Below are 475 nucleotides of genomic sequence, written 5' to 3' on the forward strand. Positions count from 1 at the left end.
CTGCTAACCATAACACAACATACAAGCTTAATGCTATTATAATGGCAGTTAATGGTTTTGATTTACACCATAATCCCAATAAAACAAATACTAAAGCTATAACTGCTGTTATTCCTACCGAAATATACATTTGAAGCCCATCATATTTAAATGCTAAAAACACGCCCAGCAGTAGCTGAATTACAGCAACTACAAAAATGGTTGTTCGTGCTTTTTTTACTTTTTTATCATATTCAGTTGTATCAATTATCGATTCATCTAAAAGACTTGTTTGATTGTTTGCAGCTTCGTTATCCATATTTTTTTAAGTGAATATACAAAATGATGATTATAAAATGAAAGTACTTGTACTTTATCATAAATAAAAAAGCCTCTATAGATATAGAAGCTAACATGAGAAAAATCTACCCAAAACTATATTCGCTATAAACCGATTGATAATGTAAAATTATTTTGTACTTGTTAGGTTAATGTA

The 475-nt window shown here is 28.6% G+C and carries 1 protein-coding gene; it reads right to left on the reverse strand.

From position 1 onward, the window contains the following. The coding region (locus E3E36_RS11735; protein ID WP_167895561.1) for a hypothetical protein at positions 1-298 on the reverse strand (298 nt) is incomplete at its 3' end. Between the last annotated feature and the right edge of the window lie 177 nt (positions 299-475).

The sequence above is a fragment of the Thermococcus sp. M36 genome, assembly GCF_012027355.1.
Lineage (GTDB): Archaea > Methanobacteriota_B > Thermococci > Thermococcales > Thermococcaceae > Thermococcus.